Here is a 17,670-nt window from a genome sequence, read left to right as displayed (position 1 = left end):
ACAGCATAATGCAATTAAAGCGAATCAATCGACTTTTCCGGCCAATACCCCTACTATTCACCGCTAGATATATACCCAAGTGGCTTTAAAAACGATTGAAACCACTTCGCTATGTAACCAAGCAACGCGCACTGCGCAAAGTGAATGAAAACTTTATGATTACCTTCTCTGATATTCAGTTACTGCGTGGCGGTAAACCTCTTTTAGACCAAGCTTCTGCGACTATTCACCCTGGCGATAAAGTCGGTCTTGTGGGCAAAAACGGCTGCGGTAAATCAACGCTGTTTGCCCTACTGAAAGATGAACTGTCAATTGATGCTGGCTCATTTAGCCAACCTCAACACTGGGAGTTGGCCTGGGTCGCACAGGAAACGCCTGCGCTAGAGCGCACTGCACTGGAATACGTCATTGATGGTGATCGCGAGTACCGCGCTCTCGAAAAGCAGTTAGCTGAAGCAGAAACACAAGACAACGGAACCCTAGTTGCCGAGATACACGGTAAAATTGAAACCATTGGTGGTTACAGCATTCGCGCTCGCGCGGCAGAACTGCTCGATGGTTTAGGGTTCAGCCAAGAGCAAATGAGTTGGAGTTTGACCCAATTCTCGGGTGGTTGGCGTATGCGTCTTAACTTGGCTCAAGCGCTATTGTGTCGTTCTGATCTACTGCTACTCGACGAACCAACCAACCACTTGGATTTGGACGCGGTAATGTGGTTAGAGCGTTGGCTACAAAACTACCCTGGCACGCTGATTCTGATCTCGCACGACCGAGACTTCCTTGATCCAATTGTTGGTCGCATCATTCACATCGAGAATCAGCAGCTGAACGAATACACGGGTAACTACTCGTCATTCGAAAACCAACGCGCACAAAAGATGGTGTTGCAACAAGCGATGTTTGAAAAGCAACAGAAGCAGATGTCGCACATGCAAAGCTACATCGACCGCTTCCGTTACAAAGCATCAAAAGCACGCCAAGCCCAAAGCCGTATCAAAGCTTTGGAGCGCATGGAAAAAGTACTGCCAGCTCAATTCGATAACCCATTTAGCTTTCAATTCCGTGAGCCAGCTGCGCTGCCAAACCCAATCATGATGATGGATGAAGTATCTGCAGGTTACGGTGACAACCTCATCTTAGAGAAGATCCGCTTGAACTTGGTTCCTGGCAGTCGTATTGGTCTACTCGGCCGTAATGGTGCGGGTAAATCGACATTAATCAAGCTGCTCTCTGGTGAACTTAACGCGCAAGGTGGTGACCTAACTTACTCACAAGGCGTGAAAATTGGTTACTTCGCTCAGCACCAGTTAGAAACGCTTCACCCTGAAGAAACGCCGCTGCAACACATGATGCAAATCGCACCCGATCAAACCGAACAGCAGCTACGTGATTACCTAGGTAGCTTTGGCTTCCAAGGTGACAAAGCACTAGAAAAAGTTGCGCCGTTTTCTGGTGGCGAAAAAGCCCGTTTGGTATTGGCTTTAATTGTGTGGCAAAAGCCAAACCTGTTGCTACTTGATGAACCGACCAACCACTTAGACTTGGACATGCGCCAAGCACTTACGATGGCACTGCAAACATTCGAAGGTGCGATGGTGATTGTTTCGCACGACCGCTATTTACTGCGCGCTACGACCGATGACTTGTATTTAGTGCATGATCGACAAGTTGCTCCGTTCGACGGTGATTTAAATGACTATTATAAATGGTTAACCGAACAACAAAGAGCGGAACGCAAAGAAGCGCAGGCTGCGCAGCCAAGCAAAGATACGGCCAACAGCGCAGCTGCGAAGAAAGAGCAAAAACGTCGCGATGCAGAGTTTCGAAAACAGACAGCGCCAATTCGCAAAACGCTGACACAACTAGAAAATAAAATGGATAAGTTAGGTGCTGCACTGGCCGAAGCTGAAGAACAATTGGCGGACAACTCACTGTATGCGGCCGAAAATAAAGCTAAACTTAACCAAGTGCTGGCACTTCAAGCTTCCAGTAAAGCTGAGCTCGAAGAAATTGAAATGGAATGGATGTCTGCTCAAGAAACGTTGGAGCAGATGGAGCTAGAGTTTAATCAATGAGTAATCAACACGCTGAATACACACTCACCCTAGAACACCTTTGGCAGTTTAGTCTGCAATTTTATGGTGTGCGAGAAGTGAAAGAGGCGTGTTTATCATTACAGAACAACTACCACGGTAACGTGAACCTACTCCTGCTGCTCAGATGGCTCGATGAGCAGCAACTCATTTTTCAAGAAAAAGACTGGCCCTTGGTGCAAGACTGTCTAGGTAGGAGCGAAACTTTACTTCACTCCTTTCGCGACCTTCGTCGCCACCTTAAGTCTCAAGTCAATGACGCTTTGTATCGTGAGACCTTGCAGTTTGAGCTGCAACTAGAAAAGCAGCAACAAGCGGATTTGGTGGACTGCATTAACTCACTTGCACTACTCAAAAATGATGGTGACCCATTGACGTTGAGATACTGTCGTCAACTCGGTGGGGAGCATTTGCAGCAAGCCTTTGCTATGCCGGTGCCAAACATTCAACCACCAAAACGCCCATAAATCTGTAGAATACCTATAATCTTTATAAAGGATTATATTAATAAGTTCTTCAACGGACACCGAAGGACCGCATAAGAGCAGTTAGGTATGACACAATTTTTCGCAGCCGCCGGGATCAAAAACCCGCATCTCCAAACGCTTTTGCCGCGTTTTATTCGCAAAAAAGCGTTGTTTACGCCGATTTGGCAAACCCTCGATACATCCGATGGCGACTTTCTCGATCTCGCGTGGAGCGAGGACCCAACCCAAGAGCCTGCACAAAAAAAGCCGATTTTTGTTTTATTTCATGGGTTAGAGGGGTGCTTCTATAGCCCTTATGCCAATGGGTTAATGAATGCATTTGCTCAATCTGGATGGCTGTCGGTGATGATGCATTTTCGTGGCTGCAGCGGTAAACCAAACAAAAAAGCACGAGCTTACCACTCGGGTGAAGTGACGGATGCTCGTTACTTCCTAGAGCACCTTGAACAACGTTTTCCTGATAATCCCAAAGTTGCAGTTGGTATTTCTCTTGGCGGTAACATGTTGGCGAATTATTTAGCCCAATATAAAGACCACCCTATTTTGAATGCAGCGACTATTATCTCGGCGCCTTTAGACCTAGCTGCGTGTGCAAACCGTATTGAACAAGGCTTTTCGAAAGTGTATCGCCGTTACCTGCTTTCTTCACTGAAACGTAACGCGTTACAAAAGCATCATCTATTGCATGGCGAGCTCGCTTTGTCCTACAACTCAATAAAACGTGTCACACGATTGTATGAATTCGATGATTTGATCACCGCACCATTGCACGGCTTTAAAGACGCACAAGATTATTACGACCAATGCTCTGGCTTAAGTAAACTACAGCAAATCACGCTACCCACACTGATCATCCATGCCAAAGACGATCCGTTCATGACCGACGATGTGATCCCGAAATTTGTTCTGCCAGATAACATTGATTACCGTCTCTTTGAGCACGGTGGCCATGTTGGCTTCCTGACAGGAACGGCGTTAAAACCTAAGTTTTGGTTGGAGGAAGCTCTGCCCGCGTATTACGAAAGTATCGCCGCAGATTACCTTTCTGCTGTATCCAAGCAACGAACGCAGTAAACTAGCCGCTCATCATAAAAGTTAGAGGTATTTATGATCATTCCATGGCAAGACATTGCGCCGGAAACATTGGAAAACTTAATTCGTGAATTCGTCTTACGCGAAGGAACGGATTACGGAACCGTCGAGGTTTCTTTGCAAGACAAAATTGATCAAGTTAAAGCTCAATTAGAAAAAGGTGAAGCGGTTATCGTGTTCTCTGAGCTACACGAAACCGTCGATATTCAGCATAAAACAAAATTTTAGACCCTTCACATTTTACCGTATCCCACTCGATGACAAGGTATTGTTACGTGCTATAGTGGGATATCGACCGTGCAGTAGTAACTCTACTGCACATTACAGGTAAGTAATTTTCGACAAGGTTTGTCATGTCAGCTAAACACCCAATTATTGCGGTTACTGGTTCGTCCGGTGCCGGCACGACCACTACATCTGAAGCCTTCCGTAAAATGTTCAATATGATGAACGTTAAACCCGCATGGGTTGAAGGCGATAGCTTCCATCGCTTTACTCGCCCAGAAATGGACATCGAAATTCGCAAAGCCCGCGAGCAAGGTCGACACATTAGCTACTTTGGCCCACAAGCTAATGACTTCCCGGGATTAGAAGAGTTTTTCCGTAAGTTCGGGCATGACGGCACTGGCAGCGTGCGCCGTTATCTGCACACGTTTGACGAAGCGGTTCCCTACAATCAAATGCCAGGCACGTTTACACCGTGGCAAGACTTACCCGAAAACAGCGACGTTCTGTTTTATGAAGGGTTACATGGTGGCGTGGTCGATGGCGATGTTAATGTTGCTCAACATGTGGATTTCTTAATCGGCATGGTGCCGATTGTGAACTTAGAGTGGATACAAAAATTCGTACGTGACACTCGCGATCGCGGCCATTCGCGTGAAGCGGTAATGGACTCAATCGTGCGATCCATGGACGATTACCTCAACTATATCACTCCGCAGTTTTCTCGTACTCACATCAACTTCCAGCGTGTACCGACCGTTGATACTTCCAACCCACTTAATGCAAAAGGCATCCCTAGTTTGGATGAGAGTTTTGTGGTGATTCGCCTACGCGGTATCAAGAATGTCGACTTCCCATATCTGCTGGCCATGATTGATGGCTCATTCATGTCACGCCACAACACGATTGTCGTACCCGGCGGTAAGATGAGCTTTGCAATGGAGCTCATAGTTCGGCCTATCCTACAACAGCTCATCGAAACAGGGAAAATTGGCTAAAAACCTGCCTGCGAAGATGTTTACTTTTCATACCGTGATCATGTGCACAGTTTTGCTTACAAAATCTCAATCATGGCACGATTAAAATCAAGAAATCGTTTTCGAAAAAGGATACTATTTCTTACCGAAACACAAGAGAGCTTGCAGCATATAAAAAGTGCTCTTATTCTAGTAGGCCTAATTCAGGCTTAGCTAAAATATGGATAGCGCAAGCGTACCCTGCAGAGGAAGTGAGATATTATGGTTCTAGGTAAACCTCAAACCGACCCAACATTAGAGTGGTTTCTTTCACACTGTCATATTCATAAGTACCCTTCAAAGAGCACGCTAATTCACGCGGGCGAAAAGGCAGAAACTTTGTACTACATCGTTAAAGGTTCTGTTGCGGTTCTTATCAAAGACGAAGAAGGTAAGGAGATGATCCTTTCTTACCTAAACCAAGGAGACTTTATTGGTGAACTTGGTCTATTCGAGGAAGACCAAGAGCGCACAGCTTGGGTTCGTGCTAAATCTCCTTGTGAAGTTGCTGAAATTTCTTTCAAGAAGTTCCGTCAGCTTATCCAAGTAAACCCAGACATCCTAATGCGTCTTTCTGCGCAGATGGCTCGTCGTCTTCAAGTAACTAGCCAAAAAGTGGGTGACCTGGCGTTCCTAGACGTAACTGGTCGTATCGCTCAGACGCTTCTGAACCTTGCAAAACAACCAGACGCAATGACTCACCCAGACGGCATGCAAATCAAGATCACTCGTCAAGAAATCGGTCAAATTGTTGGCTGTTCTCGTGAGACAGTAGGTCGTATCTTGAAGATGCTAGAAGAGCAGAACCTAATCTCTGCTCACGGTAAAACCATCGTGGTTTACGGTACTCGTTAATCTCGAACTAGAGTGACACGAACAAAATTATAAAAGCCACCAATGGCAACATTGGTGGCTTTTTATTTGCTCATGACCAAATGAGATAGGGTGCAGCGAACACTAATGAGTAAGCTTAACAGGTTAACCCTAAAACTTAGCCATTCGTACTTTCAAAGATTTTGTCAGCTGAAGCGGCCACGAAACCTGGGTACAAATCACCATTTTCCATCGGATAGCGCTTAGCAAATTCATAAAACCCGCCAGGGATAATTTCAGTGCCTTCGCTAAAACGAACCGCTACTTTATCTGCCATGGTCGATGACTGCTCTAGCAACACCTCAGGAGTGCCCTTCACTTCACCACCATTTTCATTAATGGTAAACCCAGCGGTACGCAGATGATCGTTTACCTGCTTCACTTCTTCATATTCATTGAGCTGGTTAACGCTCACCGTGAAGTGGTTTGCTCCGTAACCATGCGCCGCAAGCCAAGATGCGTACTCACTTTCTTTAGCCAACGTTTGGTAATCAGCAAAGCTTAAATCCCACAAGCGTCCACCATGTAAGAATGCGCTATCGTTCAGCTTGTCAGCATCGACTTGTGCCACCAAATTTTTCACAATCTCTTGTAGCTCAGACGAGCACTCTTCAACTTTTAGCTCACTAATAAATACTTTAGGTTGCTTCGGATCTGGGTGCTCATAGTGCTTAGCAACCAGCTTTTTGCTTTCGAAAACGTAATCACCACACGCCTTGTAACCAATAGCTACAAATGGCTTAGCTAGAGTTTCAATACCAAGAGGCGCGATATTGAAGGTACGTAAAGCTATATGATCATTAATCAGAGGCTCATCTTCTTGAAGCAGCTGATGCACTTTAGCAGCCGAAGGGCAAAGACGTTGAATGTAATCTTGCCATAGCGATTCAAATAACACATCGGGCGTCATAACGACTCCTTGTTACGAGATGTAGAGTTTAAAGGTAAGCGGAAGTTGGCTGCTCGTTCACAACAAAAGTTGTCCAGAATAATGAACGAGCAACCATCAACCTGTGACGGTAAATGCCAGTCAGTCAACACGCTTTTCCGAGTCTTTGCTCACTTTTCGTGTTCTGCCAACGATCACTACAACCCATACCTAAATGATGCGCCGGCAAGGTGAGCCGCAATGCATAGTTGCGACTCTATTATTAAAACTTATAGCGCTACACCTGGACTCAATGTTGCAGGCAAGACAGTTTCTTGACCTTCCATTGATGCCATTGGGTACGCACAGTAATCTGCTGCGTAGTAAGCGCTTGGGCGCAAGTTACCCGACGCCCCCGGACCACCAAATGGCGCATCACCGCTTGCACCAGTAAGCTGGCGGTTACGGTTCACGATTCCTGCACGAATGTGGTCAACGAAGTATTCCCATTCTTGGTCGTCGGTTGAAACCAAACCAGCAGATAAGCCAAAGCGCGTATCGTTTGCTAGCGCCACGGCTTTGTCTAATCCTTCGTAGCGCACCACTTGCAGAAGTGGGCCGAAGTATTCTTCATCTGGTAACTCAGCAATGTTCGTTACATCAATGATGCCAGGAGAAACAAACGCCGCCTCTCCTGCTTTCGCTTCAATCAAGCTTTCACCGCCAAGAGACTGTAGATTAGCTTGTGCATCAAGAATAAACTTGGCTGCCGCGACCGAAATTTGCGGTCCCATAAATGGCGCAGGTTCTGCAAATGGTTGGTCTACGCGAATATTGCGTGTCGCTTCAACGAGCTTGGTGATAAGCGCATCGCCTTTTTCACCCAATGGCACATACAAACGACGAGCACACGTACAACGCTGCCCAGCACTGATAAACGCTGACTGGATGATGGTATAAACCGTGGCATCCAAATCACCATATTTATCAGAGATCACCATCGGGTTATTACCACCCATTTCTAGTGCGAGCATCTTGCCCGGTTGCCCCGCAAATTGACGGTGTAATACATGCCCCGTATTCGCGCTACCCGTAAACAGTACGCCATCAATGCCTTTTGCGTCAGCGAGGGCGATACCAGTTTCTTTCGCGCCTTGAACAAGGTTAATCACGCCTTTCGGCAGACCCGCTTCTTCCCATAGCTTCATTGCCAATTCACCCGTCCATGGCGTTTGCTCAGACGGTTTGAAGACTACCGTGTTACCAGCCAGTAGCGCAGGCACAATGTGACCATTTGGTAGGTGGCCTGGGAAGTTGTAAGGACCAAACACCGCCATCACGCCCAATGGGCGGTGGCGCAATACGATTTGGTTGCCTGCTGCTTCACGGCTCGCCTCACCAGTGCGGTCATGATAAGCGCGAATCGAAATGGCAATTTTACCTGCCATTGCCGCTGCTTCAGTGCGCGTTTCCCAAATTGGCTTACCGGTTTCTTTGGCAATGACTTCGGCGATTTTTTCGCTGTTCTCTTTTACTTTCTCCGCAAAAGCCAACACGATTGCCTCACGCTCTGAAAATGGGCGCTTTTTCCAGTAAATAAACGCTTCACGCGCTGCAGATACCGCTTGGTTCACCTGCTCTGCCGTTGCACCTTTGCCTTGCCAGATCACTTCTTGGTTGTACGGCGACAGAGACGTAAATGCTTCACCCTGACCTTGTACCCATTCACCTGCAATCCAATGTGTCATTGTTTCTATCCTTAAATTCTGTCGTCTGTTACTGCGGAAGAAGGCGAACGAAATCCCCTTCTTCAACCGAAAGTGCATCCGCAACGTCTGGTGCAATCATCACGCTTTGTGTTTCTGCGTCATACGCCGCTTTAGTGACTGTCGCACGGAAGTTCTCGAAAGATGAATTACACATCAAGAAGTCTTGTGTGCTGGAATGTCCAGAGATTTTGACTTGCGCGCGGAATGAATGACGTACCGACTCAATATTACGCAGATCACACTCAACCGTTGGGCCACCATCGAAGATGTCGACGTAGCCTCGGTTGGTAAAACCTTCACGCTCAAGCAGCTTCAGCGCTGGACGCGTGTTGTCATGTACTTGACCAATCACGGCTTGCGCTTCTGGGCTGAGCAGATTGATGTAAATAGGCAGTTTCGGCATCAAGTCGGCGATAAAGCCTTTCTTGCCGATACCTGTCAGGTAATCTGCAAGAGTGAAATCGATAGAGAAGAAATGCTCTTGAAGCCATTGCCAGAATGGTGAATTACCCTCGTCGTCTGAAACGCCACGCATCTCCGCAAAGATCGTTTCAGAGAAGCGCTCTGGGTGCTCTGCCATCATTAGGAAACGACACTTCGACATTAGACGACCATTCAGACCTTGGCGGAATTTCTCACGCAAGAACAAGGTACAAATTTCGCTGTTACCCGTGTAGTTATTACCAAACGTCAGCAGTTTAACGACGTTGTTAACGCCAAGCTTTGGCGACGAGTGCACAACTTTACTAATGTGATATGAGTAAAATGGGACATCCCAGCCGATAGATGCTTCGATTCCGGTGGTACCCGCAACCTCACCCGTTTCAGAGTCAAAGCCAACCATCAGGTAGCCTTCATCACCTGGTTCTGCCACATCTGGCTTACCAAAGCTGTACTCTGAATGTTTGATTCGATTGGTTAACAGTTCTTCGTTAACCGGTAGAGATGTAAATCCGTGACCAGACTCCACCGCACAAGTGTGCAGTGCGTCGTAATCCGACATCGCGATAGGGCGAACTACTAGCATCAATACTCCCTCCAGATGCAAGAAGATCCTAACTATATTGTAGGAACAATTCCCCCATCAGAGATCCTTGACGGGGGTGTCTGCGTTGACGTTTAAACTGATATCGCGCTTAAACTAAAGTCGCGATCGCTTTATCCAGTTTCGCCAAGCCTTCTTCAATTTCTTGTTGTGTGATAACGAGTGATGGTGTGAAACGTACGACATTGGCACCCGCAACCAATACCATGAGACCTTGTTTACCTGCAGCAACCAGCACGTCACGCGCACGGCCTTGCCATTCTTCATTTAGTGCAGCGCCAAGTAATAGGCCTTGACCGCGCACTTCTGAGAAGATGTTGTACTTCGCGTTGATCTTCTCTAGACCTTCACGGAACATTGCTTCGCGTTCTAGCACACCAGCCAACACCTCTGGCTTAGTAACTTCATTTACAACCGCTTCTGCAACCGCACACGCTAGTGGGTTACCGCCATATGTAGAACCGTGAGTGCCCACTTTCATGTGCTCTGCCAATTTTGCTGTCGTTAGCATTGCACCGATTGGGAAACCGCCACCAAGTGATTTCGCAGTACTTAGAATATCTGGCGTGATACCTAAACCTTGGTAAGCGTAGAAGTTACCTGTACGCCCATTACCAGTTTGCACTTCATCGAAGATCAGTAAGGCGTTGTGTTTGTCACACAGCTCGCGAACCGCTTGAGCGAACTCAGGCGTTGGTGGCACGATGCCGCCTTCACCTTGTAGTGGCTCCATCATGACCGCACAAGTACGATCAGACATGTGTGCTTGTAAAGCTTCGATATCGTTGTAAGGAAGGTGTGTCACGTCGCCTGGCTTAGGACCGAAGCCGTCAGAGTATGCCGCTTGGCCACCAACCGTTACGGTAAAGAATGTACGACCGTGGAAACCTTGTTTGAATGCAATGATTTCAGATTTCTCAGTGCCATGAACGTCTGCTGCATAACGACGTGCCAGCTTCAAAGCGGCTTCGTTTGCTTCTGCGCCAGAGTTAGCAAAGAACACACGCTCAGCAAAACTCACTTCTGTTAGCTTTTTCGCCAGACGAAGGGCTGGTTCGTTCGTCATAACGTTACTTAAGTGCCAAAGCTTGTTAGCTTGCTCTGTTAGTGCGTTTACCATTACTGGATGACAATGGCCAAGACAGCTCACTGCAATACCACCAGCAAAGTCGATGTATTCATTACCTTCCTGATCCCAAACACGTGAACCTTCACCTTTAACAGGGATCATTTCCATCGGGTTATAGCAAGGTACCATTACCTCATCGAATAAACCGCGCTCTACTTTAATTTCCGTTGTCATTGCACATTCCTTCTTGATACCGCATGCGTAGCAGATAAGCGAATTTAACCGGCTCTCTTTGCCAGCAAATAATGTTTTGCATTTAAGCTATTGCGGCATTGTATTTACATTTAATTAACCATTTCAATAGTGATTTATTCTTTTCGTTCTCGAAAGCAACTTCCATTAATCACTGCTTATGACTATTTATGCATCAAGAAAGTAAAATAGAGAAGTGATTTTTTATAAATGTTATGTAATACAGGGGATAGAAGGTTTAAAAAGACATGAATAGACAAAGAGACTCGAGAGAATCGCATAGTTTTGCAATCCGCTCACCTCAGCAAAAAGATGAATGATTTGTTAAGAAAAGTGATCGCGATCAGATCGCTTTGCGTGCTAAAAAGTTCGCAAGCAACTCGTGACCTTGCTCAGTTTTGATTGATTCTGGGTGGAACTGCACCGCATCAATTGGCAAGGCTTTATGTTGGTAACCCATTATTTCATCCATGCTTCCGTCCGGCAGTTCTGTCCATGCAGTCAGTTCAAACACGTCGGGTAAAGTACCGTTTTTCACCACAAGAGAGTGATAACGGGTTACCGTGAGTGGGTTATTCAGATTTTTAAACACACTACGACCGTTATGACGAATCGGTGAGGTCTTACCGTGCATCACTTGTCGTGCACGTACCACTTCACCCCCAAACACTTGCGCTATCGCTTGATGGCCAAGGCAAACACCCAATATTGGAAGCTTACCAGCGAAGTGTTCTATCGCTTTCAGTGAAATACCTGCTTCGTTCGGCGTACATGGCCCTGGCGAGATCACCAAATGAGTTGGGTTGAGCGCCTCAATGCCTTGGATATCGATTTCATCGTTACGCACCACCTTTACGTCTGCACCAAGCTCGCAGAAGTATTGGTAAAGGTTGTAGGTAAAAGAGTCGTAGTTATCGATGATCAACAACATAAAGGGTCGGTTGCTCCAATCCGTTTTGGCAATGCTTACGTAGTGAATCGCCACGTTCGTGACAATCAAGGGCGGTATTTTGCTATACCAAGCAAGAAAGGCAAGTTTTTGCTGAATAAAAAGGCCAGCATAGGCTGGCCTTTGGTCTTTACAGCTATTTAGGAAAGGTTTATCAGGAAATAAATTCGCTTAGCGGCGACGGCGGAATAAGCCGAGACCTAGCAGCGCAAATAGCGCGCCAAAACCAAACGAACCACCATCTGAATCCTTCGACCCTTCTGTTCCAGTTTCAGTTTGCGTCATTGAAACATCACGAACAGAGCTAAACTTCACGATATTACCTGTCGAGTCAGTCACTTTCTCTTCTAACTGATAATTACCTTGCTCTGGCGTTTGTTCAAACTCAATATTCACGCTACGCGCATCAATATCAGCTTGAACTAAGGTTTGGCTAGCCGAGTAAGCTTTCGTATCGCTGCTTGCCGCAGCCGCTTGTGTGGATGGCGTTAAGTTCACCGTAACAATATCACCTACAACCGCCGTTGGTGGTAAACGGACATCGACGGCTAAGTTGTCACCTGCTTTCGGTAAATCGATGTCATCATCTGGTAAATCAATCGCGATGATCACTGGATCGTGATCAGAGGCAGAGAACGCATCTTTGTACTTCGGCATATCACCAGTGTACTTGCTGCTGTATTCGAACAAGTTACTCTCTAGTGAGTTGATGTGCCAATCTTCAATTGCTACCACTTTTTGCGCTAGGCTACTGCTTGCCAATGCGTGGTCCAAATTACCCAGCTCGCCCGAATAGGTGTAAGAAAACGTATCAGTGCCGTGCAGCAACGTGTTTAAATTGTGCAGACCGTAACCTTTTTCAATTTTGGTCTTCTCTACTTGAAGTTCACCATCACCAATGGTTGTGTAAGCAGCAGTATAAATGTCACGGCCGTATTTCTCTTTCGAGTAATCAGTCAGTGTCAGAAGTGGGTCTTCCATGCCATAAGCATTGAGGTCGCCCATGAGCAATACATCGCCTTTCACCTCTTTCAACGCTTCACCCACTGCGTGCGCAGCAGAAACGCGGAAGTTGTTACAGTTGCCTTGCAGATCCGCTGGCTCAGAATCTTCTACACCGGCAATCCACTCTTCAATACACTCAGAGCCTTTCGACTTAAAGTGGTTTACGACAATAGACAAATCTTCACCCGTCTCTTTCACCGTAAAGGTCTGAAGTAGACTGTGGCGTTGGTACTTATCGTAAGCAGGGTTACTTTCTGTGCCCTCTTTACGAGTAATTGTGTTTTCTGCAATGTGCTGCTCTGGCGTGATGATCACTTTTGCAGCGTCTTTTGGCGTTACTGCGTTAGCACGATATAAAATCGCCACCATGATCGCATCACTGCCAAAGTATTCGTCTTGGTATTTGTCTTGCTCTTCGATTTCGACATACGTGTAATGATCTTCAGCGTCATCAATCTCAGCATTTAGGGCATCAACTAAGTTTTGGATAGCACTGCCATTACCAAAGCCGTTGTTTTCCACTTCCATCAAACCAATAACGTCTGCGTCCATCTTGTTCATCGCCGCAACGATTTTCGCTTGCTGGATCAGGAATTCGTCTAGATTAGTCGCACCGCGGTTTTGTCCGGTTGGGTTTTCATGACCACTGTCAGCCACGGAGTTGAAGTAGTTCAGTACGTTGAAGCTTGCAATACGCAAATCTGAGTCCGCAATCGCTGGGGCATCTTTACGAGCCACATCGAAGCCTTCACCTGAAGTCACAAAGTTGGTGTTATTGACTTCATTCGTCGCAATCAGGCGGTATTCGTTGTAGCTGTAAGCCACGACACCCTGTAGACCTTCTACTCGAGAACCAAGGCGAATGTGCTGCTCTGAAGAGCCATCTTGATCTGCATCTTTAGCAAAATCTGGGTAGTATGGGATTTGGCCGTTTGGTGCTTTGCCATCTGATTCTAGGTATACGCGGTTCGCTGCGTTGTCTTTTGCTAGCTCAACGGCTGCATCGCTCTCTGCCGCGTGTAATTGAGTCGGCTTTAACAATGGCGCTTCATGAGAGAGCATCATATTGTTACGACGTGAATCGTAGTCGTAAGAGAAGTTTCGAGTTACAAACAAGTCACTTGCCGAGGTCAACTCAACTTGCATGCCTTCATGACGCTCTAGCGCATCACGTAGTGTCTCACCTTCTTTGATAACAAGATCGGTAACTCGAGGGGTTTCAGAAGTGCCTGTTTTCACATAGCTGTTAGCATCAGAAGCAAGCTGAGTATTGCTGTAATACTCTTGAACTTTACCTTTCACACAAACAACGTCACCAGCTTTCAGCGCCGTGTCTGCCGCGTCAGTATGAATGAACAAGCCTTCTGAGGTCTTGTCGTTGTTGTCACTTTCTAGTGCTTGTAGGTAGAAACCTTTGGTTAAGCCTGTAGTAACAGCAGTCACGACACCCGTTACGAAATGATCTTCGTCAGTAATGTATGGGTAACCATCAATGAATGGAGACGTATCGCCTTCACCTTGAATATCTTGGATGGTAGTGAAGTTAGGTTGCTGACCGTCGACTTCACAAGCGAATGGTGCTGGTGGCTCAGTCGCATTTAGCTCACCAAGGCCGTCAATGTTGTCTTTCTCAAATGCCGTCCACTGAGATGCCTCATAAGTAGCAGAAGGGGTTAGTGCATCACTGTTACGAACTAATGTGGTGTCTTTACCAAAATCTACGTCACCCATCACACCGATGATGTCGTGCACTTCACCATCTTTAAGCAGTGCGATCGGGTCGTCACCGTTAAAGTTCGCAACGCTTTTATCTGTGATATCCGAGACAGCTTTGATGGTATCGCTCGCGTCACCATGCGCCAGTACATACACTTGGTTAGCTTGTAGCGTCACTTGGCTAAGGTCGAATGTGCTGCCCCAAGTACCACCACCGTTTGATGATTTCGCCAACTCGTAGCCAGTGAGTGTCACCGCAGTATCACCCGTATTAGCGATCTCTACCGCTTTATTATAAGCGCCGCCTTCTACGTATTGGGAAATAATAATCTCTGCGTTCGCGTTTGCACTAAGTGCACTGGCGATGGTTAATGCGAGTATTGAGGGTTTGATTAACGTGTCCATTGTCATACCTGATATTTATGTAAATGCAAACTTAGCTCTGGTTAGAGCCTGCCATTTGCGTCTACTATCAGGTTTATTTATGAAATAAATAAGAATGAGTAATTAAAGCCGTGAAATGAATCACATGTGAATATAAGAAAATATGCCAGAGCATCCCATTCAAACATTTTTTGTAATAAATACAGAGCGCTATTGATAAACAAGTCAGAATTTAGATTGATTACTCAGTTTACTTTTTCACTTCATGTTAAGGAGTAGAAAATACATCACTTGTTGAGTTGCTTATTAACCCAACCGTTCCGTTACAAATAAAAAATATAATTAGTCACTAATTTAGAATGCTTTAATTTTCACTTGCATCACTGTTCAATCCCAAGAATCTATTACTCGCTTCGTTCTCTCTTATACAGGCCCCTCATACTTCAAAGTTTTCATGATTTATTCAATAACTTTTCATTACTCACTAGCCAAAAACATACACAAAAGATATAACACCTGCGCGAGACAATAAGATCTCATTAGCTGTAAACCCAGGAACGACAAATGAAAAAAATTCAACGCAGTGTGCTAGCTCTCTCCCTACTTGGCTTGATAGCGGGGTGTCAGTTGACCGCCAGTGAGCCACTTCAACCTACGGCGAATCAAGACATCATCGAATCAGCCAAAAATGAACTGGATGGTATTGAAGAGCTAGAAGTCAGTGACGAGGGTGTTATTACCTTTACTCAGCGTCTAAGAACGCCAGGAACCTACTGGATTCCAGCGAGAATTAAAGAACTCAGCTACGATATATCATGCGTACAGCTTAGTTACTTCATTGATAGAGGCATGGTTGTGAAGTCTGCCTTTCTAGGGGCTCGAGGACGTGTTGAATATTACGACATGGAACGCTGTATGAAAGACACGCCATTTCAGTAATACAGGCATAAAAAAGCTCCACCAAAGTGGAGCTTTTTCGTATTCGTTCTTAGCGACTATGGGCGAGCTACAAAACCTACTGCTTCGTATGCTTTCTTAAGCGTTTCAGCCGCTCGTGCCGATGCTTTCTCTGCGCCTTGCTGCATTACCTCGTCCATGTAAGCACGATCAGCGCGAATACGGTGATATTCTGCTTGAATTGGCTCAAGCATTGCTACAACTGCCTCACCAACATCTTTCTTAAATGGGCCATACATTTCTACGCCTTGGTACTTCGCTTCAATCTCTTCAAAGCTCATGCCTGTCGCCGCGGAGTACAGACCCATTAGGTTAGCAATGCCCGCCTTGTTCTCGATATCATGACGGATACTTGGTGGCGTTTCGGTATCGGTTTGCGCTTTGTTGATCTTCTTAAGGATCGACTTAGGCTCTTCCAGCAGCGTGATAACGTTCTTACGGTTGTCATCAGATTTAGACATCTTCTTCGTTGCGTCTTGAAGGCTCATTACACGCGCATTTACTGTCGGAATGTAAGGCTCTGGAACTTGGAAGATTGGCTGCTCTGGCGAGTAAATATTGTTGAAACGCGTTGCGATATCGCGCGCTAATTCTAGATGTTGCTTCTGGTCACTGCCTACAGGTACTTGGTGTGCACCGTAAAGCAAAATGTCAGCCGCCATCAACACCGGGTAGTCAAATAGACCGACGTTTACGTCATTCGCGTAACGTGCCGATTTGTCTTTAAACTGAGTCATACGGCTCAGCTCACCCATTTGAGTGTAGCAGTTAAGAAGCCAACCTAATTGAGCATGCTCTGGTACATGTGACTGAACAAATAGCGTGCTCTTCTTCGGGTCAACACCAACTGCCAGACAAATTGCCAGTGCGTCTAGAGTTGCTTCATGCAGCGCTTTAGGGTCCTGACGAACCGTAATCGCGTGAAGGTCTACCACACAATATTGGCAATCATAATCGTCTTGCATCTGCTGCCATTGACGTAGAGCACCCAAGTAGTTACCGATACTTAGTTCACCTGAAGGTTGAACACCACTCAATACAATGGGTTTGCTCATTAGAATGATTCCTTTGACTTCTTAATCTAATTAAATGAAAAAAACCGTGCAGTAATAGGTGCACGGTTTACTCAGTGTACTCATTAACGAGTATTTTGGAAGCTCTTTTGTAGCCGTTATGCAGAAACCGCTACAACGTCCAATAATTCTGCCAAACTGTCAGCGACGAAATCTGGATTTGATGCTGAAATAGGTTCACCGTGGTTGTAACCATATGTCAGACCAAATGAGGCACAGCCTGCATTCTTTGCTGCGAGAATGTCGTTTTTCGAGTCGCCAACCATCAGCATTTCACTTGGTTGGATTTGGTGCTTTTCCATTAGCCAGTTCAATGCTACTGGGTTTGGTTTTTTCTCTGGGAATGCATCACCGCCAAGGACATCAACGAAGTATTTTGCGATGTCGTGCTTTTCCAAAACGTCAGGCACAAACTTTGAAGGTTTGTTAGTCACCAACGCCATAACAAAGCCCGCTTTGTGCAGCTCTGCTAGTGTCTCTTTTACCGTTGGGTATAGGTGACTGAGCTTGTGACCACTTTGCTCGTAGTAATCATCAAACAATACACGCGCTTTAGCACGAAGCTCTTCACTCAGCTCTGGGTTGATGGTCAGGCTTTGGCTTAATGAGCGACCAATAAGCACGTCTGCGCCGTTACCCACGTAATCACGAACTTGTTCTTCTGAAACCGATGGAAAGCCAAGCGCCTGTACTGCTTGGTCTGCCGCGACAGCTAGATCTGGCACGCTATCAAGCAAAGTACCATCTAGATCGAAGGCGATGAATTTAATGTCTTGTTGAGTCATAACTTCCCTGA

General features: G+C 46.1%; 15 protein-coding genes. 7 read left to right on the top strand and 8 right to left on the bottom strand.

Features of this window, described 5'->3' with window-relative positions; genetic code table 11:
- Positions 1-155: 155 nt before the first annotated feature.
- The 6 genes from R7M92_RS22095 to crp all read left to right on the top strand — a co-directional run bounded on the left by R7M92_RS22095 (position 156) and on the right by crp (position 5,769).
- Positions 156-2,075: an ABC transporter ATP-binding protein gene (locus R7M92_RS22095; protein WP_042523641.1), complete on the top strand. Its 1,920-nt coding sequence runs from the start codon at positions 156-158 to the stop codon at positions 2,073-2,075.
- Positions 2,072-2,560: a TIGR02444 family protein gene (locus R7M92_RS22090; protein ID WP_005382813.1), complete on the top strand. Its 489-nt coding sequence runs from the start codon at positions 2,072-2,074 to the stop codon at positions 2,558-2,560. Before R7M92_RS22095 ends, R7M92_RS22090 begins: the two co-directional genes overlap by 4 nt.
- Positions 2,561-2,647: 87 nt before the next feature.
- A complete protein-coding gene (locus R7M92_RS22085) occupies positions 2,648-3,655 on the top strand; it encodes a hydrolase (RefSeq protein WP_033907159.1) in 1,008 nt (335 codons plus the stop codon).
- A gap of 33 nt (positions 3,656-3,688) precedes the next feature.
- Positions 3,689-3,901 carry a YheU family protein gene (locus R7M92_RS22080; protein ID WP_005382815.1) on the top strand — a complete coding sequence of 71 codons (213 nt, stop codon included), beginning with the start codon at positions 3,689-3,691 and terminating at the stop codon, positions 3,899-3,901.
- Between the two features lie 125 nt (positions 3,902-4,026).
- Positions 4,027-4,896, top strand: a complete 870-nt coding sequence (locus R7M92_RS22075) for a phosphoribulokinase (protein ID WP_005381434.1) — start codon at positions 4,027-4,029, stop codon at positions 4,894-4,896.
- 240 nt (positions 4,897-5,136) lie between these two features.
- A complete protein-coding gene (gene crp / locus R7M92_RS22070; protein WP_005381432.1) occupies positions 5,137-5,769 on the top strand; it encodes a cAMP-activated global transcriptional regulator CRP in 633 nt (210 codons plus the stop codon).
- Positions 5,770-5,905: 136 nt separating this feature from the next.
- Here crp and R7M92_RS22065 read toward each other — a convergent pair whose 3' ends face one another.
- The 6 genes from R7M92_RS22065 to R7M92_RS22040 all read right to left on the bottom strand — a co-directional run bounded on the left by R7M92_RS22065 (position 5,906) and on the right by R7M92_RS22040 (position 14,865).
- Positions 5,906-6,697 carry a DUF1338 domain-containing protein gene (locus tag R7M92_RS22065; RefSeq protein WP_005381426.1) on the bottom strand — a complete coding sequence of 264 codons (792 nt, stop codon included), beginning with the start codon at positions 6,695-6,697 and terminating at the stop codon, positions 5,906-5,908.
- Between the two features lie 248 nt (positions 6,698-6,945).
- Positions 6,946-8,403: a succinylglutamate-semialdehyde dehydrogenase gene (astD, locus tag R7M92_RS22060; protein WP_213969932.1), complete on the bottom strand. Its 1,458-nt coding sequence runs from the start codon at positions 8,401-8,403 to the stop codon at positions 6,946-6,948.
- A gap of 28 nt (positions 8,404-8,431) precedes the next feature.
- Positions 8,432-9,451 carry an arginine N-succinyltransferase gene (astA, locus tag R7M92_RS22055; protein ID WP_042523637.1) on the bottom strand — a complete coding sequence of 340 codons (1,020 nt, stop codon included), beginning with the start codon at positions 9,449-9,451 and terminating at the stop codon, positions 8,432-8,434.
- 109 nt (positions 9,452-9,560) lie between these two features.
- Positions 9,561-10,772: an aspartate aminotransferase family protein gene (locus R7M92_RS22050; protein WP_005381420.1), complete on the bottom strand. Its 1,212-nt coding sequence runs from the start codon at positions 10,770-10,772 to the stop codon at positions 9,561-9,563.
- A gap of 361 nt (positions 10,773-11,133) precedes the next feature.
- On the bottom strand, positions 11,134-11,721 hold the full coding sequence (locus R7M92_RS22045) for an aminodeoxychorismate/anthranilate synthase component II (protein WP_031780782.1): 588 nt from the start codon (positions 11,719-11,721) through the stop codon (positions 11,134-11,136).
- Between the two features lie 189 nt (positions 11,722-11,910).
- Positions 11,911-14,865, bottom strand: coding sequence for an ExeM/NucH family extracellular endonuclease (locus R7M92_RS22040; RefSeq protein WP_213964605.1), 2,955 nt, complete (start codon positions 14,863-14,865; stop codon positions 11,911-11,913).
- 543 nt (positions 14,866-15,408) lie between these two features.
- Between R7M92_RS22040 and R7M92_RS22035 the strand changes: the two genes are divergently transcribed.
- On the top strand, positions 15,409-15,783 hold the full coding sequence (locus R7M92_RS22035) for a hypothetical protein (protein ID WP_005381401.1): 375 nt from the start codon (positions 15,409-15,411) through the stop codon (positions 15,781-15,783).
- A gap of 56 nt (positions 15,784-15,839) precedes the next feature.
- On the opposite strand, the gene trpS is transcribed toward R7M92_RS22035, so the two are convergent.
- Both trpS and R7M92_RS22025 read right to left on the bottom strand, forming a co-directional pair.
- On the bottom strand, positions 15,840-16,856 hold the full coding sequence (trpS, locus tag R7M92_RS22030; protein ID WP_005381398.1) for a tryptophan--tRNA ligase: 1,017 nt from the start codon (positions 16,854-16,856) through the stop codon (positions 15,840-15,842).
- A gap of 116 nt (positions 16,857-16,972) precedes the next feature.
- Complete coding sequence (locus R7M92_RS22025; RefSeq protein ID WP_005382834.1) at positions 16,973-17,659, bottom strand: phosphoglycolate phosphatase; 687 nt, start codon at positions 17,657-17,659, stop codon at positions 16,973-16,975.
- Positions 17,660-17,670 lie beyond the last annotated feature (11 nt).

This window comes from Vibrio sp. Vb2880, assembly GCF_033337975.1.
Classification (GTDB): Bacteria; Pseudomonadota; Gammaproteobacteria; order Enterobacterales; family Vibrionaceae; genus Vibrio; species Vibrio alginolyticus.
The sequence above is the reverse complement of the archived record's forward strand: the minus strand, read 5'-3'. Positions and strand labels throughout refer to the sequence as shown.